Here is a 19,722-nt window from a genome sequence, read left to right as displayed (position 1 = left end):
TGGCATAGGCTCCGCCCATGACGGATCGAGTGGTCGTGGGCGGAGCCCTCTGCCGTGCGGGCCGCCTGTTGGCCGCCCGCCGCAGCGCGCCCCCCGAACTGGCGGGCCGATGGGAACTGCCCGGGGGCAAGGCCGAACCGGGCGAGTCCGTCCCCGACGCACTGGTCCGCGAACTGCGCGAGGAGCTCGGCGTGCACACCCAGCCCGTCGAGCGCATCCCGGGGGAGTGGCCGCTGCGGCCCGGCCTCGTCCTGCACGTGTGGACCGCCCGCCTGCTGGACGGGGAGCCCGCACCGCTGGAGGACCACGACGAACTGCGCTGGCTCGCCCCCGACGAGCTGGAGTCGGTGGACTGGCTCGACCAGGACCGCCCGGCCGTCGCCGAGATCGGCCGCCGGCTGCGCGCCGCGCACACGGGGGAAGGGGCCGGCGGCACCCGGGCGGCGCCCTGACCCGGAGCACGCCGGGTCGCACGGGGGCGCGCACCGCTCGTGCGCTCGGCCGTCCGCGCCACAGTGCGCCGGGGCATGCAAGTCGGGTGGTACGCCGCCGCGATTATCGGGTATGTCGCTATTGGTCCTTTTTGCGCACTAAACCTCAAGGCGCCGTCCCCGCCGGACCGGACGGCGGCCGCCCCGGCCCGGGAAGTGATCGGCGTGATCGACACAGACGGCGAATGTGCCGAATGGGCCTTCCCTGCCGAGCCCGGCGCGGTCCGCACCGCCCGCCACGCCGTGCGCGGCACGCTCCACTCCTGGGGCCTGGAATCCGTCGGCGAGGTGACCGTCCTGCTGGTCAGCGAACTGGTCACCAACTCCCTCCGGTACGCCTCCGGCCCCATCGGGGTCCGCCTGGAACGCCGCAAGCAGGTCGACGGGGACCCCTCCCTCGGGCCCGCCCTCCTCGTGGAAGTCTCCGATCCGCTTCCGGATCCGCCCCGCGAACGCACCGCCGGCTCCGACGACGAAGGCGGCCGGGGCCTGCACCTCGTGGCCGTCTCCGCGCGCCGCTGGGGCACCCGTCACGGCAAGTCGGGCAAGACCGTGTGGTTCGAGTTGGCTCTTCCTGGTCAGTAACAAGGTGGAGGGTGGCCGACGATCACCGGGCATGGCTCGAAACAGTCGGGACCTTTTCGTGATCGGGAACGCCGTGCCGTCCGGGGCCGTGGTGCTGAATACTTCGGTCATGGCCGGTCCGGTTGCGGTGAGCTGGAGGGGACGGTCGCGTGAGCGAGATACCTGCGCAGGCACGACAGGCACGTGTGCCCGGGGAGGCGTGGCACGACTCCCTGTGGCACAGCAGCCCGCCCGGCTCGCTGTACGACCACGTCAGGGCCGCCTCCTTCTCGATCGGACCCGACGGCCTCATCGACCAGTGGAGCCTGCGCGCCGAGGAACTCTTCGGCCTGACCGCCGCGGAGGCCGTCGGCCGCGACCCCGTCGACGCCTTCATGCCGCCCGGCCTCCGCGCAGGCGCCCACCGCCGCGTCGCCGAGATCCTCGACGGCAAGGAGTGGACGGGCCACGTCCCCTTCCGCATCCCGGGCGGCGGCGGCGCCCACGGCATCGCCGAGATCTACGTCATGCCGACCCTCACCGAAGCCGCCGAGCGGGCCGCGCTGTGCATCGTCGTCGACGTACGCGCCCTGCGCAGCATCGAATCCGACCTCGCCGCCTCACAGGCCATATTCGGCCAATCTCCGTTCGGCTTCCTGCTGTTCGGCACCGACCTGACCGTGCAGCGCGCCAACCGCCGCTTCGCCACCGTCTTCGGCGGCAACGCCGAGGAGCACCGCGGCCGCACCGTCCACGACTACCTCCCCCCGGAGGAGGCCGACCGCATGGCCGAGGCCCTGCGCCGCGTACTGGAGACCGGGGAGTCCGTCACCGACCTCCAGATCAGCGGCGCCGCCCCCGGCAGCCGCGAGAACCGCCACTGGTCCATCAACCTCTACCGCCTCCACGGCGGCAGCGGCCGGCCCATCGGCGTCGCCGGCCTCGGCACCGACGTCACCCGCCGCCACCTCGCCGCCCGCGAAGCCGCCGGCGTCCGCCGCAACCTCGCCCTCCTCAACGAGGCCGGGCACCGCATCGGCAACTCCCTCGACCTGGAGACCACCGCCCGCGAACTGCTCGACGTCACCGTCCCCGGCTTCTGCGACCTCGCCGCCGTCGACCTCTACCAGGGCCTCCTCCTCGGCGACGACGACCGGCCCGCCCGCCCCCAAGGCCCCGGCGTGCCCTCCCTGCCGCCCGGACTCGGCGCCGGCCGCGCCCCCTCCGCACCGCTGCGGCGCGTCGCCTTCTCCTCCGCGGTCTCCGACGCCCCCCTCTCCGGACCGGGCACCCCCGTCGCCGTCGGCGACGTCCACCGCTACCCCGCCGCCTCGCCCGGCGCGCTCGCCCTGCGCAGCGCACGGCCCCGCCTCATCGAGGGCGGCGGACCGGACGACCTCGTCCAGTCCACCCTCGTCGTGCCGCTGGTGGCCCACGACACCGTCGTCGGCCTCGCCCAGTTCTCCCGCACCAAGGGCAGCGAGCCCTTCGGCGAACGCGACCGCGCCGTCGCCGTCGAACTCGCCGCCCGCGCCGCCGTCTGCATCGACAACGCCCGCCTCTACCGGCGCGAACACGAACGCGCCCTGATCCTCCAGCGCAGCCTGCTGCCGCCCGGCGACCCGGAGGCCGCCGGCCTCGACATCGCCTGCCGCTACCTCCCCGGCAACGCCGCGACCGAAGTCGGCGGCGACTGGTTCGACGTCATCGAACTGCCCGGCCACCGCACCGCCCTCGTCGTCGGCGACGTCATGGGCCGCGGACTGCGCGCCGCCGTCGCCATGGGCGAACTCCGCACCGCCGTGCGCACCCTGGCCCTGCTCGACCTGGAGCCCGCCGAAGTCCTCGCCGCGCTCGACGAGATCGCCCGCGGCCTCGGCGCGCCCGGCGGCTCCCAGCAGGCCTCCCGGGCCGCCCTCCACTCCCGCGACGCCGACCGCTCCGAGGTCTACCTCGCCACCTGCGTGTACGCCGTCTACGACCCGGTGACCCGGCGCTGCACCATCGCCAACGCCGGCCACATGCCGCCCGTCCTCGTCGAACCCGCCGAGCCCGGCGCCGCACCGCGCGCCGGACTGCTGCTGGAGGTGCCGCCCGGCATGCCGCTCGGCGTCGGCGGCGAACCCTTCGAGGAAGTCGAGGTCGACCTCCCCGAAGGCGCCCTCCTCGCCCTCTACACCGACGGCCTCGTCGAGTCCCGCGACCACCCCCTCGAAGAGGGGCTGCGCGGACTGCGCCACGCCCTCACCGACCCGGCGCGGCCGCTGGAGGACATCTGCGACCACGTCCTGAACACCCTCGACACCCGGCACGGCGAGGACGACATCGCCCTCCTCATGGCCCGCGTCCAGGGACTCCCCGTCGACGCGGTCGGCGACTGGCACCTCCCGCGCGACGCCCGCTCGGTGGGCCGCGCCCGGGAGCTCGCCCGCGCCAAACTGCCCGCATGGGGCCTCGAAGGGCTCCTCGACACCACCGAACTGCTCGTCAGCGAACTCGTCACCAACGCCCTGCGGTACGGCGAGGGCGACATCCGGCTGAGGCTGCTGCTGGACCGCACCCTCGTCTGCGAGGTGTGGGACGCCAACCTCGTCCAGCCGCGCCGGCGCCGCGCCCGCGACACCGACGAGGGCGGGCGCGGCCTGCAGCTCGTCGGCCTGCTGTCGGCGGGCTGGGGGACCCGGCGGACCCACCGCGGCAAGACGGTCTGGTTCGAACTCCCGCTGCCCGGGACCTCCGCCGAACCGGAGGGCGGACTGTCGGCCGAACAGCTCCTCGGCCTGTACGGCTGAACAGGGCCCGGGGAGGGTCCGCCGGGGCCGGGACCGTCCCCGGTCAGGCCGGGCCCGCAGACTTCAGGGCCGCCAGCCGGGCCTCGACCTCCTCGGCCCGCGCCAGGCCGTCCAGCGCCTCGAACTGGGCGTCCAGGGAGGAGGCCGCGAGTTCCTCGCGGCCCAGCGCCCGCGCCTCCTCCCGCCGCACCTTGTCCTCGAAGCGGCCCAGCTCGCTCGTCGGGTCCGTCACGTCGATGCTGCGCACCGCGTCCAGCATCCGGTTCTGCGCCTCCGCGGTCCGCGCCCGCGCCACCAGCTCGTCCCGCTTCGCCGTCAGCTCCGCCAGCTTGCCCCTCATGGCGTCCAGGCCCTTCCGCAGCCGGCCCGCCACCCCCGTCTGCGCGGCGATCACCGGCTCGGCGTCGGCCGCCTCCCGCTCCGCCCGCAGCTGCCGCTCCAACGCCACCCGGGCCAGCCCGTCGAAGCGGTCCGCCTCCGCCGACGACCCGGCCGCCCGAAGCCCGTCCGCCCTGCGGCTCGCCGCGAGCGCCTTGTCACCCCACTCCGCGGCCGCCGCCGCGTCCTCGTCTCGGTCCGCCTCCAGCAGCCGCAGGCCGCCGAGGACCGTCGCGACGGCCTGGTCGGCCTCCGAGATGCTGTTGGTGTAGTCCCGGATCAGCTGGTCCAGCATCGTCTGCGGGTCCTCCGCCTGGTCCAGCAGGGCGTGGATGTTGGCGCGCGCCAGCAGGGCGACGCGGCCGAGGACGGTCTGCTTGCTCATCGATCCGGGGCTCCTCGGGTCGGGACGGGAAAGAACGGAGGAAGAGGCGCGGCGCGCGCCCGCGGCGCACCGGCGCGGGGCAGGGTCAGAAGCGGCCACCGCCGCCCATCCGGCCGCGGGTGCCGCCCCCGCCGAACGAACCCGGCCCGCCCCCGCCGCCGCCGAACACCCCGCCTCCGCCGAAGCCGCCCGGGAGGCCTCCGCCGTACCCGCCGCCGCGCAGGATCCCGCCGAGGATGATCCCGCCCAGCACCGCCCCGCCCATGCCGCCCCGCCCGCCGCCGGGTCCGCCCGGGCCGCCGTACGGGTCCCCGTACTCCCGTACGTCCCGCTCTGCCAGCTCCTGCGCCTGCCGGGCCAGTCCGTCCGCCTGCTGCGCCTCCGCCAGCGCGGCCGGCGGGTCCGGCTCCGCCAGCGACTGCGCCCGCTCCAGGTGCCGGCGCGCCTCCGCCAGCCGCGTCCGGGCCTCGCTGCCCACCGCGCCGCGGGTCGTCGTCACGTAGTCCGCCGCCGCCCCGATGGCGCTGCGCGCCGACAGCAGCGCCCGGTCCAGCAGCGCGGCCGCCCGCCGCCGGCCCGACTCCTGCTCCCGGGCCCCGGCCAGGGCCGCGTCCAGGGCCGCGTCCGCCTCCTCGACCCGGCGCAAGGCGTCCAGCGGGTCGTACCGGCCGGTTTCCACCTCCCGCCGTACGGCGGCGGCCACCGCCTCCGCCCGGGCGATCCGGCCGCCGAGGTCCCCGGCGGGCGTCCCCGCCGCGGCCGCGGCGAGCAGCCCGCGCGCGTCGGCGAGGTCCGCGTCGGTCTCGGCGAGCGCCCCGGGCAGTTTCCCCGCGGCCTCCGCGAGCTCCTGCGCCCGCCGCTCCACCGCGTCCACCAGGATCGCCGCCTGGTCCACGGCGCCCTCGGCGGCCCGTACGTGCACGGCGGCCCGGCCGGTGTCCCCCGCCTCGACGGCCGCCCGCGCCCCGTCGAGCTGCTCCCCGGCGAACGCCAGCCGGTCCTCGGCCCGTTCGGCGTGGCCGGCGACCGGCCCGGACGCGGAGCCGGCGTACCGGCCGCGCAGCGCCTCCAGCGTCGCCGCCGCCGTGGCCGTGCGCCCCGCCAGGTCCCGCGCCCGCTCCTGTGCTGCGGCCAGCGCCTGCGGGGCGTTGCGCCCCAGGTCGCGCAGCCGGTCGAAGTCGGCCGCCTCCGCGTCCAGGCGCCGGTTCGCCTCGCTGCACCGGGCCACGATCTCGTCGAGCATCCGCCGCCGTGCCGCGTCGTCCTCCGGGTAGGCGTCGTCGAGCTGCTGGCGCAGCCGGAACGCGGCCGTCAACTCGCTCTCCGCGAACTCCACCGCCCGGGTGAAGGGGGCCACCGCCTCGTCGCCGAACCGGGCGGCCGCGAAGCCGAGCTCCTCGGTGGACGTGCGGACCGCGTCGTCCGTCTCCACCAGCAGCGCCCGCGACCGCGCGTCCAGCTGGAGCAGCGGCACCGCCGTCGCCGTCGCGGGCTGCCCGCCCCAGCCGGTCGTCGTCCGGCCGCCGCCCCGCCCGGCCCCGCGGCGGCGCCGGGAGTACGCGTACGCGGCGAGCGCCCCCGCTGCGCCGACGGCGACGACCGGGAGCACCAGGTCCCCCGCCCAGCCCGGGCCCGACCCGCCGCCGCCCGGGTCCGCCGGGCCCGGCGTGATCGGCGGCGGGGTGACGGGGCGGCCGGCGAGCACCGCGTCGTAGCCGTCGGCCGCACCGATCGCGGCGCCCGCCCAGTCGTTGGCGCGCAGCGCCGGCTCGACGGCCTCCCGGGCGACCTCCGCGAGCTGGTCCTCGGTGAATCCGGAATCGGGGTCGGCCGAATAGCCGTACCGGCGGTCCCCCGTGGCCACCGCGAGGAGCAGGTCGTCGCGTCCGAGGCCGCCCCGCTGCGCGGTGGCGTCGGCCCAGCCCTGCGGGGAGCGCCCGGAGAAGTCCCGTACGTACGCCACGAACAACTGGATGCGGCGGCGGTCGTACAGCCGGTCCAGTGCTGCCGTGACGGCGGCCTCCCGGCCGCGCAGCGCCCCCACCCGGTCGGTGACCTGGCCCTGCCCCGACAGGCTGACGGGGTCCTCGGCCCGGGCGGCGGGCGCCCCGGCCACCGCGCAGCCGCAGAAGGCCAGCAGCGCGGCACCCAGCGCGAGCCCGGCCCGGGGGCCGGGCCGCCCGGCGGGGTTGCGTCTCGACGGGGTCACGCAGGGAGCGTATGACCGCACCCGGGCCCCCGCGACCGCAGCGCCGCCACCCCCTCCCGCGGGCTCGGGAAGGGGGCGGCGGGAGGGCTACGGCGCGTCGGGGCGGCGCCGGAGGATCCTGTTCCCCAGCCACACCAGCGGGTCGTACTTGCGGTCGGCGGCCCGCTCCTTCAGGGGGATCAGCGCGTTGTCGGTGATCCGGATGCCCTCGGGGCAGACCTCCGTGCAGCACTTGGTGATGTTGCAGTAGCCCAGCCCGTGCTCCTCCTGCGCCGCCCGCCGGCGGTCCAGGCCCGACGCGGCCGCCGCGTCCAGCGGGTGCATGTCCAGCTCGGCGACCCGCATCAGGAAGCGCGGCCCGGCGAAGGCCTCCTTGTTCTCCTCGTGGTCGCGCACCACATGGCAGGTGTCCTGGCACAGGAAGCACTCGATGCACTTGCGGAACTCCTGGGAGCGGTCCACGTCGACCTGCTGCATCCGGTACTCGCCCGGCCCGACCCCCTCCGGCGGCACGAAGGCGGGCACCTCGCGCGCCTTGCGGTAGTTGAAGGACACGTCCGTCACCAGGTCGCGGACCACCGGGAAGGCCCGCAGCGGCGTGATCGTGACCGTCTCCGCCCGGTCGAAGACCGACATGCGGGTCATGCACATCAGCCGCGGCCGCCCGTTGACCTCCGCGCTGCACGAGCCGCACTTGCCGGCCTTGCAGTTCCAGCGCACCGCCAGGTCCGGGGCCTCGGTGGCCTGGAGGCGGTGGACGATGTCCAGGACGACCTCGCCGTCGTGCACCTCGACCGTGAAGTCCCGCAGGCCCCCGCCGTCGGCGTCGCCCCGCCAGATCCGGAACCGGGCGTCGTATGTCGTCACGCGGGGAGCTCCTCTTCGGCCAGGTACTTGACGAGTTCTTCCTTCTCGAAGAGCGCGAGCAGGTCGGGGCGGATGGGCTCGGTGCGGACCCGCTCCAGCCGGATCCGGTCCGCGGCCGGGTCCGCCGGGGGCGGCTCCACCGGGCGGCACAGCAGGTTCACCGGCCGCCAGGCGCGCTCCATCGCCGGGCAGTCCTCGCGGGTGTGCCCGCCGCGGCTCTCGGTGCGCTCCAGGGCCGCGCGGGCCACGCATTCGCTGACCAGCAGCATGTTCCGCAGGTCCAGCGCGAGGTGCCAGCCGGGGTTGAACTGCCGGTGCCCCTCCACGCCCGCCCGGGCGGCCCGCTCCCGCAGGGAGGCCAGCCTGCGCAGCGCCTCCGCCATCTCGTCCTCGCGGCGGATGATGCCGACGAGGTCGTTCATGGCGTTCTGGAGCTCCTGGTGCAGGGTGTACGGGTTCTCCGCGCCCTCCCCCGCGTGGAACGGGGCCAGGGCCTCCGCCGCGGCGGCGTCCACCTGCTCCGGTGAGACCCGCGGCCGCGGCCCCGGCGCCGCCGCGAGGGCCGCGGCGTGCAGTCCGGCCCGCCGCCCGAACACCAGCAGGTCCGAGAGGGAGTTGCCGCCGAGCCGGTTCGAGCCGTGCATGCCGCCGGCGACCTCGCCCGCCGCGAACAGTCCGGGGACGCCCTCGGCCGCGGCCGTCTCGGAGTCGACCGCGACGCCGCCCATCACGTAGTGGCAGGTCGGCCCGACCTCCATCGGCTCCGCCGTGATGTCCACGTCCGCCAGCTCCTTGAACTGGTGGTACATGGACGGCAGCCGCCGCTTGACCCGCTCCGGGGACATCCGCGTCGACACGTCGAGGTAGACCCCGCCGTGCGGGGAGCCGCGGCCCGCCTTGACCTCGGCGTTGATGGCGCGGGCCACCTCGTCGCGGGGGAGCAGCTCGGGCGGGCGCCGGTTGCCGTCGGGGTCCTCGTACCAGCGGTCGGCCTCGTCCTCCGTCTGCGCGTACTTGTCCTTGAAGACGTCCGGGACGTAGTCGAACATGAACCGCCTGCCGTCGCTGTTGCGCAGCACCCCGCCGTCGCCGCGCACCGACTCGGTGACGAGGATCCCCTTCACCGACGGCGGCCAGACCATCCCCGTCGGGTGGAACTGCACGAACTCCATGTTCAGCAGCGGCGCGCCGGCGAGCAGCGCCAGCGCGTGCCCGTCGCCCGTGTACTCCCACGAGTTCGAGGTGGTCTTGAACGACTTGCCGATGCCGCCGGTGGCGAGGACCACCGCCGGGGCCTCCAGGACGAAGAAGCGGCCGCTCTCCCGCTCGTAGCAGAAGGCGCCCGCGACGCGCCCGCCGTCCTTCAGGACGCGCGTGACCGTGCACTCCTGGAAGACCTTCAGGCGCGCCTCGTGGTCCCCGTACGCGGCGAAGTCCTCCTGCTGGAGGGCGGTCGCCTTCTGCTGGAGGGTGCGGATCAGCTCCAGGCCGGTGCGGTCGCCGACGTGCGCGAGGCGCGGGTACTCGTGCCCGCCGAAGTTCCGCTGCGAGATCCGGCCGTCCGGGGTGCGGTCGAAGAGGGCGCCCCAGGTCTCCAGCTCCCAGACCCGGTCGGGGGCCTCCCGCGCGTGCAGCTCGGCCATCCGCCACTGGCCCAGGAACTTGCCGCCGCGCATCGTGTCGCGGAAGTGCACCTGCCAGTTGTCGTGCCCGTTGACGTTGCCCATGGAGGCGGCGATCCCGCCCTCCGCCATGACGGTGTGCGCCTTGCCGAACAGGGACTTGCAGACCACGGCCGTACGGGCGCCCCGCTCGCGGGCCTCGATGGCGGCCCGCAGCCCGGCGCCGCCCGCCCCCACCACGACGACGTCCCACTGCTGCCGGTCGACTTGGGCCATGTCAGAAGATCCTCGGGTCGGTGAAGGCGCCGGTGGCGAGCAGGTACACGTACAGGTCGCAGGCGGCGACGCTGACCAGCGAGGCCCAGGCGAGCTGCATGTGGCGGGCGTTGAGGCGGCTGACCCAGCCCCACAGCCGGTAGCGGACGGGGTGCCGGGAGAAGTGCCTCAGGCGGCCGCCCATGATGTGCCGGCAGGAGTGGCAGGACAGCGTGTACGCCCAGATCAGGGCCGCGTTGAGGAGGAACAGCAGCGTCCCCGCCCCCATGTGGCCCCACGCGTAGTCCGCGTCGCGGAAGGTGAGGACGGTGTCGTAGGTGAGGACCGCGGCGACCGGCACGGCCGCGTAGAAGAAGTAGCGGTGCAGGTTCTGCAGGACCAGCGGGAAGCGGGTCTCGCCGGTGTACCGGGAGTGCGGCTCGGCGACGGCGCAGGCGGGCGGCGAGGCCCAGAAGCTCCGGTAGTAGGCCTTCCGGTAGTAGTAGCAGGTCAGCCGGAAGCCGAGCGGGAAGACCAGGATGAGCAGGGCGGGGGACAGGCCCCACCAGCTCCCGACGAGGTCGAGGTTGGGGCCGCCGCGCATCTCCTGGCAGTTCTCCGCCAGGCAGGGGGAGTAGAAGGGGGAGACGTAGGGGGCCGCGTAGTAGTCGGCGTTCGCGAAGGCCCGCCACGTCGAGTAGGCGACGAAGGCGAGCAGTCCGGCCGCGGTGCCGGCGGGGGCCAGCCACCACCGGTCGGTGCGCAGGTGGCGGGCGCCGATCGCGGCGCGGGAGGCGCCGTGGACGCCGGACGGCGGGCGGGGAGGTCGGGTGCCTGTGGCCAAAGGGGACTCCGGGTGGAGTGGTCGGGGGTGGCCCGGGAGGCCCGGCCCGCAGGGGCCGGGCCCGGGGGTGTGCGGCGGGGCGCGGGCGGTGGCGGGCCTGCGGGGGCCGGCGCGCGGTGCGCCCGCGGGCGGTCAGGGGGCCCGGCGGCCGCGGGCGCCGAGGCCCTCGTCATCGCTGTCCGTCCACAGCGCGCTGTCGTACGGGGCGTCCGGGATGGCCACCATCGGGAGCGGCTGCGCGGCCGCCGGCCGGGCGCGGTCCGGCGGCCGCGGCGCGGCCCGCCGCTCCAGCTGCTCCACCTTGCGCGCCAGCTCGTCGAGGCTGCGCCGGACGGCTTCCAATTCATGCTGCTGGTACATGACTTGCCCTCACTTCCGCAGGTAGCGGCGGCAACGTTCATGTGCGCCTGCGAGTGTCGCGCCTCCCGTCCCCCGTTGGGAAGGGGACGTGCGCCGATTGCGGGCGCGCAGGCGCGATCCGTGCGCCCTCCCCGACCCCTCTCCCATCCCCCTCCCGGGGGAACGCCCGCCCCGCCGGCACCGCGATTGGTCCGCACGGGTGGGCTTCGCGGCGTGGCGGGGGGCGGCTGCCCGGGGCGCGCCGGGCGGTCGTTTTCAGTGTGTCTCGGCACCCGGTGTGATCAGCCGCAAATACCGCCGAACGTGATCAAGCCGCCGGCCCGCCGTCTCACGTCGTTCACGCCCGCCCGGAGGTGGCACCCATGTCCCGTAGAAGGCGCAGGCCCTTGGCGCTCCTGACCTCGGGAGTCCTCGCACTGCCGCTGCTCGCGGGCTGCGGCTCGGGCGACGACGCCGGCCCCGCTGCCGCGGGGCCGGACATCGCGCCCACCGCGCGGGAGAAGGTCGCCGACGGCGGTGTGCTGCGCTGGGCCGTCGACAGCCTCCCGGACACCCTGAACGCCTTCCAGGCCGACGCCGACGCCACCACCGCCCGGATCGCCGGCGCGGTGCTGCCCCAGCTGTTCACGATGGACGCCAAGGGCCGGCCGGTGGCGAACCCGGACTTCCTGGAGAAGGCGCAGATCGTCGAGCGGGAGCCCAAGCAGGTCGTCCTGTACAAGCTCAACCAGCAGGCCGTGTGGAGCGACGGCCGGGAGATCGGCGCGGCGGACTTCGTCTCCCAGTGGCGGGCCCTGAGCGGCAAGGACTCCGCGTACTGGACCGCCCGCAACGCCGGCTACGAGCGGATCGAGAAGATCGAGAAGGGGAAGACCGACCTGGAGGTGCGGGTCACCTTCCTCAAGCCGTACACCGACTGGCGCTCGCTGTTCTCCCCGCTCTACCCCAAGCAGGTCACCGGCACGCCCGACGCCTTCAACGAGGGCGCCCGCGGCACGCTGAAGGCGACCGCCGGCCCGTTCGTCCTGGGAGCCGTCGACAAGAAGACCGGCACCGCCGCGCTCACCCGCAACCCCCGCTGGTGGGGCCGGCCCGCCAAGCTGGACACCCTCGTCCTGACCGCGGTGCCCCGGGCCGAGCGCCCGGCGGCGCTCGCCGCCGGGAAGGTCGACATGGCCGAGGTCGACCGGGCCGGCGCCGACCGGATCGAGCGGGCCCGCAAGGAGGCGGGCACCCCGGCCGGCGCGGCCGGCGCCCCCGTGCCCGAGGCGGACCCGGCGGCCGCCGCGGCCGCGGCGACGCTGTCCTGGGCGGCCGCCCACGGCACCGACGAGGCCAAGGCGGCCGCGGAGGAGGAGCTGCGGGCGAAGGCCCAGGAGGCCGCCGCCCGCTACCCGGCCGAGCAGGCGGCCCTGCGGAACTTCACCGTGCGCAAGTCGCTGGAGCCCGCCTACACGCAGCTCGCCCTGAACGGGGCCTCCGGCCCGCTCGCCGACGAGCGGGTGCGCCGGGCCGTGGCCCGCGCCCTGGACCGCAAGGAGCTCGCCGAGCTCGTCCTCAAGCCGCTGGGCCTGCCGGCGCGGCCGGTCGGCAGCCACGTGGCGCTGGCCGGGCAGCGGGCGTACGCGGACAACAGCGACGCGCTCGGCGGCCAGGACACCAAGGCGGCGCAGGCCCTCCTTGCGGACGCCGGCTGGCGCCGCGGCGGCCGGATCACCGAGCCGGCCGGTGCCAAGGCCGGCCCGGAGGCCGAGCCGCAGGACGACGGGAAGACGCCGTCGGCGGCGTCCGGCCCCGGCACCGGGAACGACGGCCTGTACATCGTGGGCCAGGACGACGGCCGCAACGGCGAGGCCCGCGGCGCGGCGGGAGACCAGCCCTCCCCGGTCCTCGCGCCGGCCCCCTTCGCGGCCCAGCAGAAGGCGGTGCTGCTGGCCCAGGCGGCCGCGCTGTCCGCCGCGGCCCGGAATCCGGCCGATGCCAAGGGCGCCCCGCAGCGCGCCGACGAGGCCGACGAGGCCGACGGCGCCGACGGCGACGCCTCGCCCGCCCCCGCCCCGGCGCAGCAGACCCGCACCTCCGGGTCCATGCTCGCCAAGGACGGCAGGATGCTGACCCTGCGCTTCGTCGTGCCCTCCGGTCCCGGCTCGGAAGCGCTGCGCACGGTCGGGGAGCGGATCTCGCAGATGCTCCGCAGGGTCGGCGTCAACACCGAGATGACGAAGGTGTCGGACGAGAGCTTCTTCAAGGACCACGTCGCCTCGGGCGAGTACGACCTCGCCCTGTACTCGTGGCCCGCGACGGCCTACCCGGCGACCGACGCGCGCCCGATCTTCGCCAAGCCGGAGCCTGCCGCCGACGGTTCGCTGCTGGTGGAGCAGAACTACACGCGGGTCGGGACCGACCACATCGACCAGCTGTTCGACCAGGCGGTCGGCGAGCTGGACGAGGAGGCCTCCCGGGAGCTGATCCGCAAGGCCGACGCCCGGATCTGGGCGGCCGCCGGCTCCATCCCGCTCTTCCAGCGGCCGCAGCTGGTGGCCGTCAAGCCGAACGTGGCCAACGCGGGCGCCTTCGGCATGGCCGCCCCCCGCTACCAGGACATCGGGTGGAAGAAGCCCGCGAAGGCGGCCGGGAAGGGCAGCGGGGCAGCAAACGAGAAGAACCGGTGACAATCCGGTGGCCGCGGGGGTGACCCGCGGGTCACAAGCTCAGAAGTGACTCAATTCCCTTGCCCGCCGGATGCCCGGCGGGCAAGGTCGTGGATACCCGTTGACCCGCGGCAGTACCCGTTCCACCACGGCCGGAGCCCCCCACCCCGCATCCCGGCCGGTCTCAGTCGTACGGCCTCTTGACAGACCCCCCGGCAGGCGGTTCCCGCCATCCGACGTAGGATGGGGTAAGGCCGTGGCAGGTTTTCCGCCCGGCCAGGGCGCGCGTGCCGGACCGTACGCGACGCCATCCACGATCCCGGGAGAAGCGCCGCAGTGCCCACGCGCCACGACATCCGAAACGTCGCCATCGTCGCCCACGTCGACCACGGCAAGACGACCATCGTCGACGCCATGCTCAAGCAGGCCGGCGCCTTCGCCGCCCACCAGCAGCTCGACGACCGCATGATGGACTCGAACGACCTGGAGCGTGAGAAGGGCATCACGATCCTCGCCAAGAACACGGCGGTGAAGTACCACCCCAAGGACGGCGGGGCCCCGATCACGATCAACATCATCGACACCCCCGGCCACGCCGACTTCGGCGGCGAGGTCGAGCGCGGCCTGTCGATGGTCGACGCCGTCGTCCTGCTGGTGGACGCCTCCGAGGGCCCGCTGCCGCAGACGCGCTTCGTGCTCCGCAAGGCCCTCCAGGCCCGGATGCCCGTCATCCTCTGCATCAACAAGACGGACCGCCCGGACTCCCGGATCGACGAGGTCGTCAACGAGACCTACGACCTGTTCCTGGACCTGGACGCGGACGAGGACCAGATCGAGTTCCCGATCGTCTACGCCTGCGGCCGCGACGGCATCGCCTCGCTGACCAAGCCGCAGGACGGCACCGTCCCCGCGGACAGCGACAACCTGGAGCCGTTCTTCTCCACCATCCTGGAGCACGTCCCGGCCCCGACGTACGAGGAGGACGCGCCCCTCCAGGCCCACGTCACCAACCTCGACGCCGACAACTTCCTCGGCCGCATCGCGCTGCTCCGCGTGGAGCAGGGCGAGCTGCGCAAGGGCCAGACGGTCGCGTGGATCAAGCGCGACGGCTCGATCTCCAACGTGCGCATCACCGAGCTGATGATGACCGAGGCGCTCACCCGCAAGCCGGCCGAGGTGGCCGGCCCCGGTGACATCTGCGCCGTCGCCGGCATCCCCGACATCATGATCGGCGAGACGCTGGCCGACCCGGAGAACCCGGTCGCGCTCCCGCTGATCACGGTCGACGAGCCCGCGATCTCCATGGTCATCGGCACCAACACCTCCCCGCTGGTCGGCCGCGGCGGCTCCGGCAAGGGCGCCGACGCCAAGTCGGCGGTCAAGGACCGCAAGGTCACCGCCCGCCAGGTCAAGGACCGCCTGGACCGCGAGCTCATCGGCAACGTCTCGCTGCGCGTCCTCGACACCGAGCGCCCGGACGCCTGGGAGGTCCAGGGCCGCGGCGAGCTCGCGCTCGCCATCCTGGTCGAGCAGATGCGCCGCGAGGGCTTCGAGCTGACCATCGGCAAGCCGCAGGTCGTCACCAAGGAGGTCGACGGCAAGGTCCACGAGCCGGTCGAGCGCATGACGATCGACGTGCCCGAGGAGCACATGGGCGCCGTCACCCAGCTCATGGGCGTCCGCAAGGGCCGCATGGACAACATGTCCAACCACGGCTCCGGCTGGGTCCGCATGGAGTTCGTCGTCCCGTCCCGCGGCCTCATCGGCTTCCGTACGGAGTTCCTGACGCAGACCCGCGGCACGGGCATCGCGCACTCCATCCACGAGGGCCACGAGCCGTGGTTCGGCCCGCTGCAGACCCGAAACAACGGTTCGCTGGTCGCCGACCGCGCCGGTGCGGTCACCGCCTTCGCGATGACCAACCTGCAGGAGCGCGGCGTGCTGTTCACCGACCCCGGCACCGAGGTGTACGAGGGCATGATCGTCGGCGAGAACTCGCGCTCCGACGACATGGACGTGAACATCACCAAGGAGAAGAAGCTCACGAACATGCGGTCCTCCTCGGCCGACTCGTTCGAGGCGATCGTTCCGCCGCGCAAGCTCTCCCTGGAGCAGTCCCTGGAGTTCTGCCGCGACGACGAGTGCGTCGAGGTGACCCCGGAGGCCGTCCGCATCCGCAAGGTCGTCCTGGACCAGAAGGAGCGCTCGCGCACCGCCTCGCGCGCCAAGGCCGCCAAGTAGTCCGGTAGTTGGCGCACCCGCCGGTCGCGCCGCACCGCAGGGCAGCCCCCCTTGCCACGGAATCCCGTGGCAAGGGGGGCTGTTCGCTTTTGTCAAGCGGATTCTTGTGTTCAGTTGTCCGCATTCCGACCGTCGCGCTCCGGATGGTGAGTCAACCGTCCGTTTCGCGCGTGTCTGTCTCTGTTCCCTTTGTCCGGATTTCGGGTTTCTGGCGCGGATCGATGTTGTGAAAACGAGACCACTGAAGTGTGGTTTACGGTCGGGCGGTCCCTGAGGATGGCTCCATTGAGCTCGGGTCAATGGGTCACACGCTGTGGGGAGCGTCGACTCACGAGCACACACGATGGGGCCGGTTTTCGCTGTCAGGGGTGTCAGCGGGCCGGGTTCCGTCACGTATCGACAGTGACTCCTGAGGAGGCAATAACCCATGCGCGGAGCAACGAGCGCCAAGTGGGTCGCCGGTGCCGTCATCGTGGCGATGGCTGCAACGGCTTGCAGCACCAGCAAGGAAGGCGACGGCAAGGCCAAGTCCGGTGGCAACATCACCGTGGTGCTCGGCGAGCCGCAGCACGGCCTGATCGGTCAGAACACCGCCGAGTCCGAGGGCGCCGAGGTTCTCAACGCCCTCTTCACCGGCCTGGTCGACTACGACAACAAGACCAACGAGCCGAAGCTCGCGGTGGCCGAGTCCATCGAGACCCAGGACTCGAAGACCTGGACCATCAAGCTGAAGGACGGCTACACCTTCCACAACGGTGAGAAGGTCGACGCCCAGTCGTTCGTCCGCGCCTGGAACTGGGGCGCCAACCAGGACAACGCCGCCGAGGGCCTGCCCTTCTTCTCCAAGATCGAGGGCTCCGACGAGCTGGCGCCGGGCAAGGACAAGAAGCCCACCGCCACCGAGCTCAAGGGCCTCAAGGTCGTCGACGAGAAGACCTTCACGGTCACGCTGAAGGCCCCCTTCTCGCAGTTCAAGACCATGCTGGGCTACAACGCCTTCTACCCGCTGCCGAAGGCGTTCGAGGCAGACCCGAAGAAGTTCGGCGAGGCCCCGATCGGCAACGGCCCGTTCCAGATGGACGGCGCCTGGGAGCACAACAAGCAGATCAAGGTCAAGCGCTTCGAGAACTACGCCGGCGGCAAGGCGAAGCTCGACGGCGTCACCTTCAAGATCTACGACAACCTGGACACGGCGTACAACGACCTGCGCGCCGACACCATCCAGATCGTCGACAAGCTCCCCACCTCGGCGATGGCCACCGTCTCCCAGGAGTTCGGCGAGCGCTACATCTACAAGCCGGAGTCGGGCGTCGGCTACGTCGGCCTGCCGCTCTCCACCAACCCGGAGGCCTTCGGCAAGGTCGAGATCCGCAAGGCGATCTCCATGGCCATCGACCGGGAGGCGCTGACGAAGACCATCTTCAACGGCACCCGCAAGCCGGCCGACGACTTCATCAACCCCATCATCCCCGGCTACCGCAAGGGCGCCCTGGGCGAGGTCGGCACCTACAACCCGACCAAGGCCAAGGAGCTGTGGACCCAGGCGGGCGGTGTTCCGGGCAACAAGATCGAGCTCGGCTACAACGCCGACGGCGGCCACAAGGAGTGGATCGAGGCCGTCGCCAACCAGCTGAAGGCGAACCTCGGCGTCGAGGTCACCGCCAAGCCGTTCGCGAAGTTCGGCGACATGCTGACCGACCTGGGCGACAAGAAGTACAAGGGCGCCTTCCGCATGGCGTGGTCCATGGACTACCCGGCCGCGGAGAACTACCTGCGTCCGATCTTCTCGAAGGTCGCCATCGACCACGGCTCGAACTACGGCGGCTACGTCAACGAAGAGTTCGAGAAGCTGATGGACGAGGCCGACAAGACCGTCGACCCGGCCGCCTCGCTGAAGCTGTACCAGCAGGCCGATGACATCATCATCCGCGACCTGCCGTACATCCCGGTCTTCACCTACATGTCCTCCTCGGCCTACTCCAAGTCCGTGAAGAACGTCGAGATCGACGCCCAGGGCCGCATGGACCTGGCCAACGTCGAGCTCAACTAACACGCTTCTTCACCAAGGGGAACTGACTCGGGGGCGGGCGGACGGAACCAGGGTTCCGTCCGCCTGCCCCCTGCCCCTGTTCAACTGCTGGAGGTCTGATGGGCCGCTACCTCATCCGCCGACTCATACAGGCGATCCCTGTTCTGCTCGGTGCCACTTTCCTGATCTACTTCCTCACCTTCGCGCTGGGCGGCGACCCCGTGCAGGCCCTCGCCGGCGAAAAGAAGGCCGACCCCCTCGTCGCCGCGATGCTGCGCGAGAAGTACCACCTCGACGACCCCTTCCTGGTCCAGTACTGGAACTACCTGACCGGTGTGCTCCAGGGGAACCTCGGCGAGACCCTGAACGGCCGCCAGGTCCTGGACCTCATCACCGAGGCATTCCCGTACACGGTCAACCTCGCCATCGTGGCCTTCGCCATCGAGGCGCTCGTCGGCGTCACCGCCGGCATCATGGCCGCGCTGCGCCGCGGCAAGTTCCTCGACCAGCTGGTCCTGCTCTCCACCCTGCTGGTCATCTCCATCCCGGTGTTCGTCACCGGCTTCGTCCTCCAGCTCCTCCTCGGAGTCGAGCTGAAGGAACTCGGGTTCGACTTCTTCCCCGTCTCCTTCAACGAGTCGGACGGGTTCAAGGCGTACCTGCTGCCCGGCTTCATCCTGGCCTCGACGTCGCTGGCGTACGTCACCCGCCTGACCCGGACCAGCCTGATGGAGACCATGCGCGCCGACTACGTGCGCACCGCCGTCGCCAAGGGCCTGCCCCGGCGCCGGGTGGTCGTGAACCACGCGCTGCGCAACGCGCTGATCCCGATCGTCACCTTCCTCGGCGCGGACCTCGGCTCCCTGATGGGCGGCGCGGTCATCACCGAGAACATCTTCAACATCAACGGCATCGGTGGCCTGATCGCCCAGGCCATCCGCCTCGACCAGGGCACCGTGCTCGTGGGCGTCGTGACGCTGCTCGTCCTCGTCTACCTGCTCGCCAACCTGATCGTGGACCTGCTCTACGCCGTGCTCGACCCGAGGATCCGCTATGCGTGACACGACTTCGGTGGAGGACTCGATGACCGACACCCAGACCGCCGGCGCCCCCTCCACGGGCACCGCCGCCAGCGGCCCCGCGGGCGGGAAGAAGGACGAGAAGCAGGAGCGGATCGCCAGCCTCTGGTCCGACGCCTGGCGCGACCTGCGCAGCAACCCGATCTTCCTGATCGGCGCCTTCCTCGTCTTCTGCATGCTCGTGCTGTCCGCCGTGCCCGGCTGGTTCACCTCCGGCACTCCGTTCGCGGCGAACGCCTGCACCCTGCAGAACTCCCTGAAGCCGCCGACCGGTGAGAACTGGTTCGGCTTCGACGTCCAGGGCTGTGACATCTACACCCGCACCATCTGGGCCGCCCGCAACTCCGTCATCGTCGGTGTCGTGACCACCACCCTGGTCCTCACCGTCGGCGGCGCGCTGGGCCTGCTCGCCGGCTGGCTCGGCGGCATCATGGACAGCATCCTGTCCCGCATCACCGAGATCTTCTTCGCGATCCCGCTCCTCCTCGGCGGCATGCTCATCATGTCCGGCCGCGAGGGCAACGCCTGGACGGTCTCGGCGGTCCTCGCCACCCTGGGCTGGCCGCAGATCTTCCGCATCATGCGGTCGTCGGTGCTGCAGCACAAGAACAACGACTACGTCGTGGCCGCCCGCGCCCTCGGCGCGAGCACCGTGCGCATCACGCTGCGGCACATCCTGCCGAACGCCATCGCCCCGGTCATCGTGGTCGGCGCGATCAGCCTCGGCGTGTACATCGGTGCGGAGGCGGCCCTGTCCTACCTCGGCATCGGCGTCCAGCCCCCGGAGATCTCCTGGGGTCTGATGATCAGCGACGCCAAGGACCGCTTCCTGCAGGCCCCGCACGTCCTGCTGTTCCCGGCCGCCGCCCTGAGCATCACCGTGCTCGCTTTCATCATGGTCGGCGACGCGGTCCGCGACGCCCTCGACCCGAAGCTGCGCTGAGGAAGGGCGTAC

At 72.9% G+C, this 19,722-nt stretch carries 14 protein-coding genes; 8 read left to right on the top strand and 6 right to left on the bottom strand.

Going from position 1 to position 19,722, the window contains the following annotated elements:
* The first annotated feature begins 17 nt into the window (after window positions 1-17).
* From IE170_RS17320 to IE170_RS17310, 3 genes are all read left to right on the top strand, one after another.
* Window positions 18-452, top strand: coding sequence for a (deoxy)nucleoside triphosphate pyrophosphohydrolase (locus IE170_RS17320; protein WP_189810285.1), 435 nt, complete (start codon window positions 18-20; stop codon window positions 450-452).
* Window positions 453-647: 195 nt separating this feature from the next.
* Window positions 648-1,076, top strand: a complete 429-nt coding sequence (locus IE170_RS17315) for an ATP-binding protein (RefSeq protein ID WP_189810284.1) — start codon at window positions 648-650, stop codon at window positions 1,074-1,076.
* A 149-nt stretch (window positions 1,077-1,225) separates the two neighbouring features.
* Window positions 1,226-3,847: a SpoIIE family protein phosphatase gene (locus tag IE170_RS17310; RefSeq protein ID WP_189810283.1), complete on the top strand. Its 2,622-nt coding sequence runs from the start codon at window positions 1,226-1,228 to the stop codon at window positions 3,845-3,847.
* Window positions 3,848-3,890: 43 nt separating this feature from the next.
* Here IE170_RS17310 and IE170_RS17305 read toward each other — a convergent pair whose 3' ends face one another.
* The 6 genes from IE170_RS17305 to IE170_RS17280 form a co-directional block, all read right to left on the bottom strand.
* Entirely contained in the window at window positions 3,891-4,610 is a 720-nt protein-coding gene (locus IE170_RS17305) for a PspA/IM30 family protein (protein WP_189810282.1), read from the bottom strand.
* Between the two features lie 85 nt (window positions 4,611-4,695).
* A complete protein-coding gene (locus IE170_RS17300; RefSeq protein WP_373299004.1) occupies window positions 4,696-6,819 on the bottom strand; it encodes a TPM domain-containing protein in 2,124 nt (707 codons plus the stop codon).
* 87 nt (window positions 6,820-6,906) lie between these two features.
* A complete protein-coding gene (locus IE170_RS17295; RefSeq protein WP_189810281.1) occupies window positions 6,907-7,686 on the bottom strand; it encodes a succinate dehydrogenase/fumarate reductase iron-sulfur subunit in 780 nt (259 codons plus the stop codon).
* Window positions 7,683-9,584: a fumarate reductase/succinate dehydrogenase flavoprotein subunit gene (locus tag IE170_RS17290; protein ID WP_189810280.1), complete on the bottom strand. Its 1,902-nt coding sequence runs from the start codon at window positions 9,582-9,584 to the stop codon at window positions 7,683-7,685. The genes IE170_RS17295 and IE170_RS17290 overlap by 4 nt, the downstream gene beginning before the upstream one ends.
* 1 nt (window position 9,585) lies before the next feature.
* Window positions 9,586-10,407, bottom strand: a complete 822-nt coding sequence (gene sdhC, locus IE170_RS17285; RefSeq protein ID WP_189810279.1) for a succinate dehydrogenase subunit SdhC — start codon at window positions 10,405-10,407, stop codon at window positions 9,586-9,588.
* A 132-nt stretch (window positions 10,408-10,539) separates the two neighbouring features.
* A complete protein-coding gene (locus IE170_RS17280; RefSeq protein WP_189810278.1) occupies window positions 10,540-10,767 on the bottom strand; it encodes an Rv0250c family protein in 228 nt (75 codons plus the stop codon).
* 362 nt (window positions 10,768-11,129) lie between these two features.
* Here IE170_RS17280 and IE170_RS17275 point away from each other — a divergent pair, with 362 nt between their 5' ends.
* From IE170_RS17275 to IE170_RS17255, 5 genes are all read left to right on the top strand, one after another.
* Window positions 11,130-13,439: an ABC transporter family substrate-binding protein gene (locus tag IE170_RS17275; protein WP_189810277.1), complete on the top strand. Its 2,310-nt coding sequence runs from the start codon at window positions 11,130-11,132 to the stop codon at window positions 13,437-13,439.
* Between the two features lie 315 nt (window positions 13,440-13,754).
* The gene (gene typA, locus IE170_RS17270) at window positions 13,755-15,659 is read left to right on the top strand and encodes a translational GTPase TypA (protein WP_189810276.1); all 1,905 of its coding nucleotides are present in this window, start codon (window positions 13,755-13,757) and stop codon (window positions 15,657-15,659) included.
* A 427-nt stretch (window positions 15,660-16,086) separates the two neighbouring features.
* The gene (locus IE170_RS17265; RefSeq protein ID WP_189810275.1) at window positions 16,087-17,709 is read left to right on the top strand and encodes a peptide ABC transporter substrate-binding protein; all 1,623 of its coding nucleotides are present in this window, start codon (window positions 16,087-16,089) and stop codon (window positions 17,707-17,709) included.
* A gap of 98 nt (window positions 17,710-17,807) precedes the next feature.
* Window positions 17,808-18,749 carry an ABC transporter permease gene (locus tag IE170_RS17260; protein ID WP_125542791.1) on the top strand — a complete coding sequence of 314 codons (942 nt, stop codon included), beginning with the start codon at window positions 17,808-17,810 and terminating at the stop codon, window positions 18,747-18,749.
* On the top strand, window positions 18,742-19,710 hold the full coding sequence (locus IE170_RS17255; protein WP_189810274.1) for an ABC transporter permease: 969 nt from the start codon (window positions 18,742-18,744) through the stop codon (window positions 19,708-19,710). Before IE170_RS17260 ends, IE170_RS17255 begins: the two co-directional genes overlap by 8 nt.
* Window positions 19,711-19,722: the final 12 nt, after the last annotated feature.

This window comes from Streptomyces toxytricini, from assembly GCF_014649915.1.
Classification (GTDB): Bacteria; Actinomycetota; Actinomycetes; order Streptomycetales; family Streptomycetaceae; genus Streptomyces; species Streptomyces toxytricini.
This window is presented reverse-complemented; position numbering and strand designations above follow the sequence as displayed.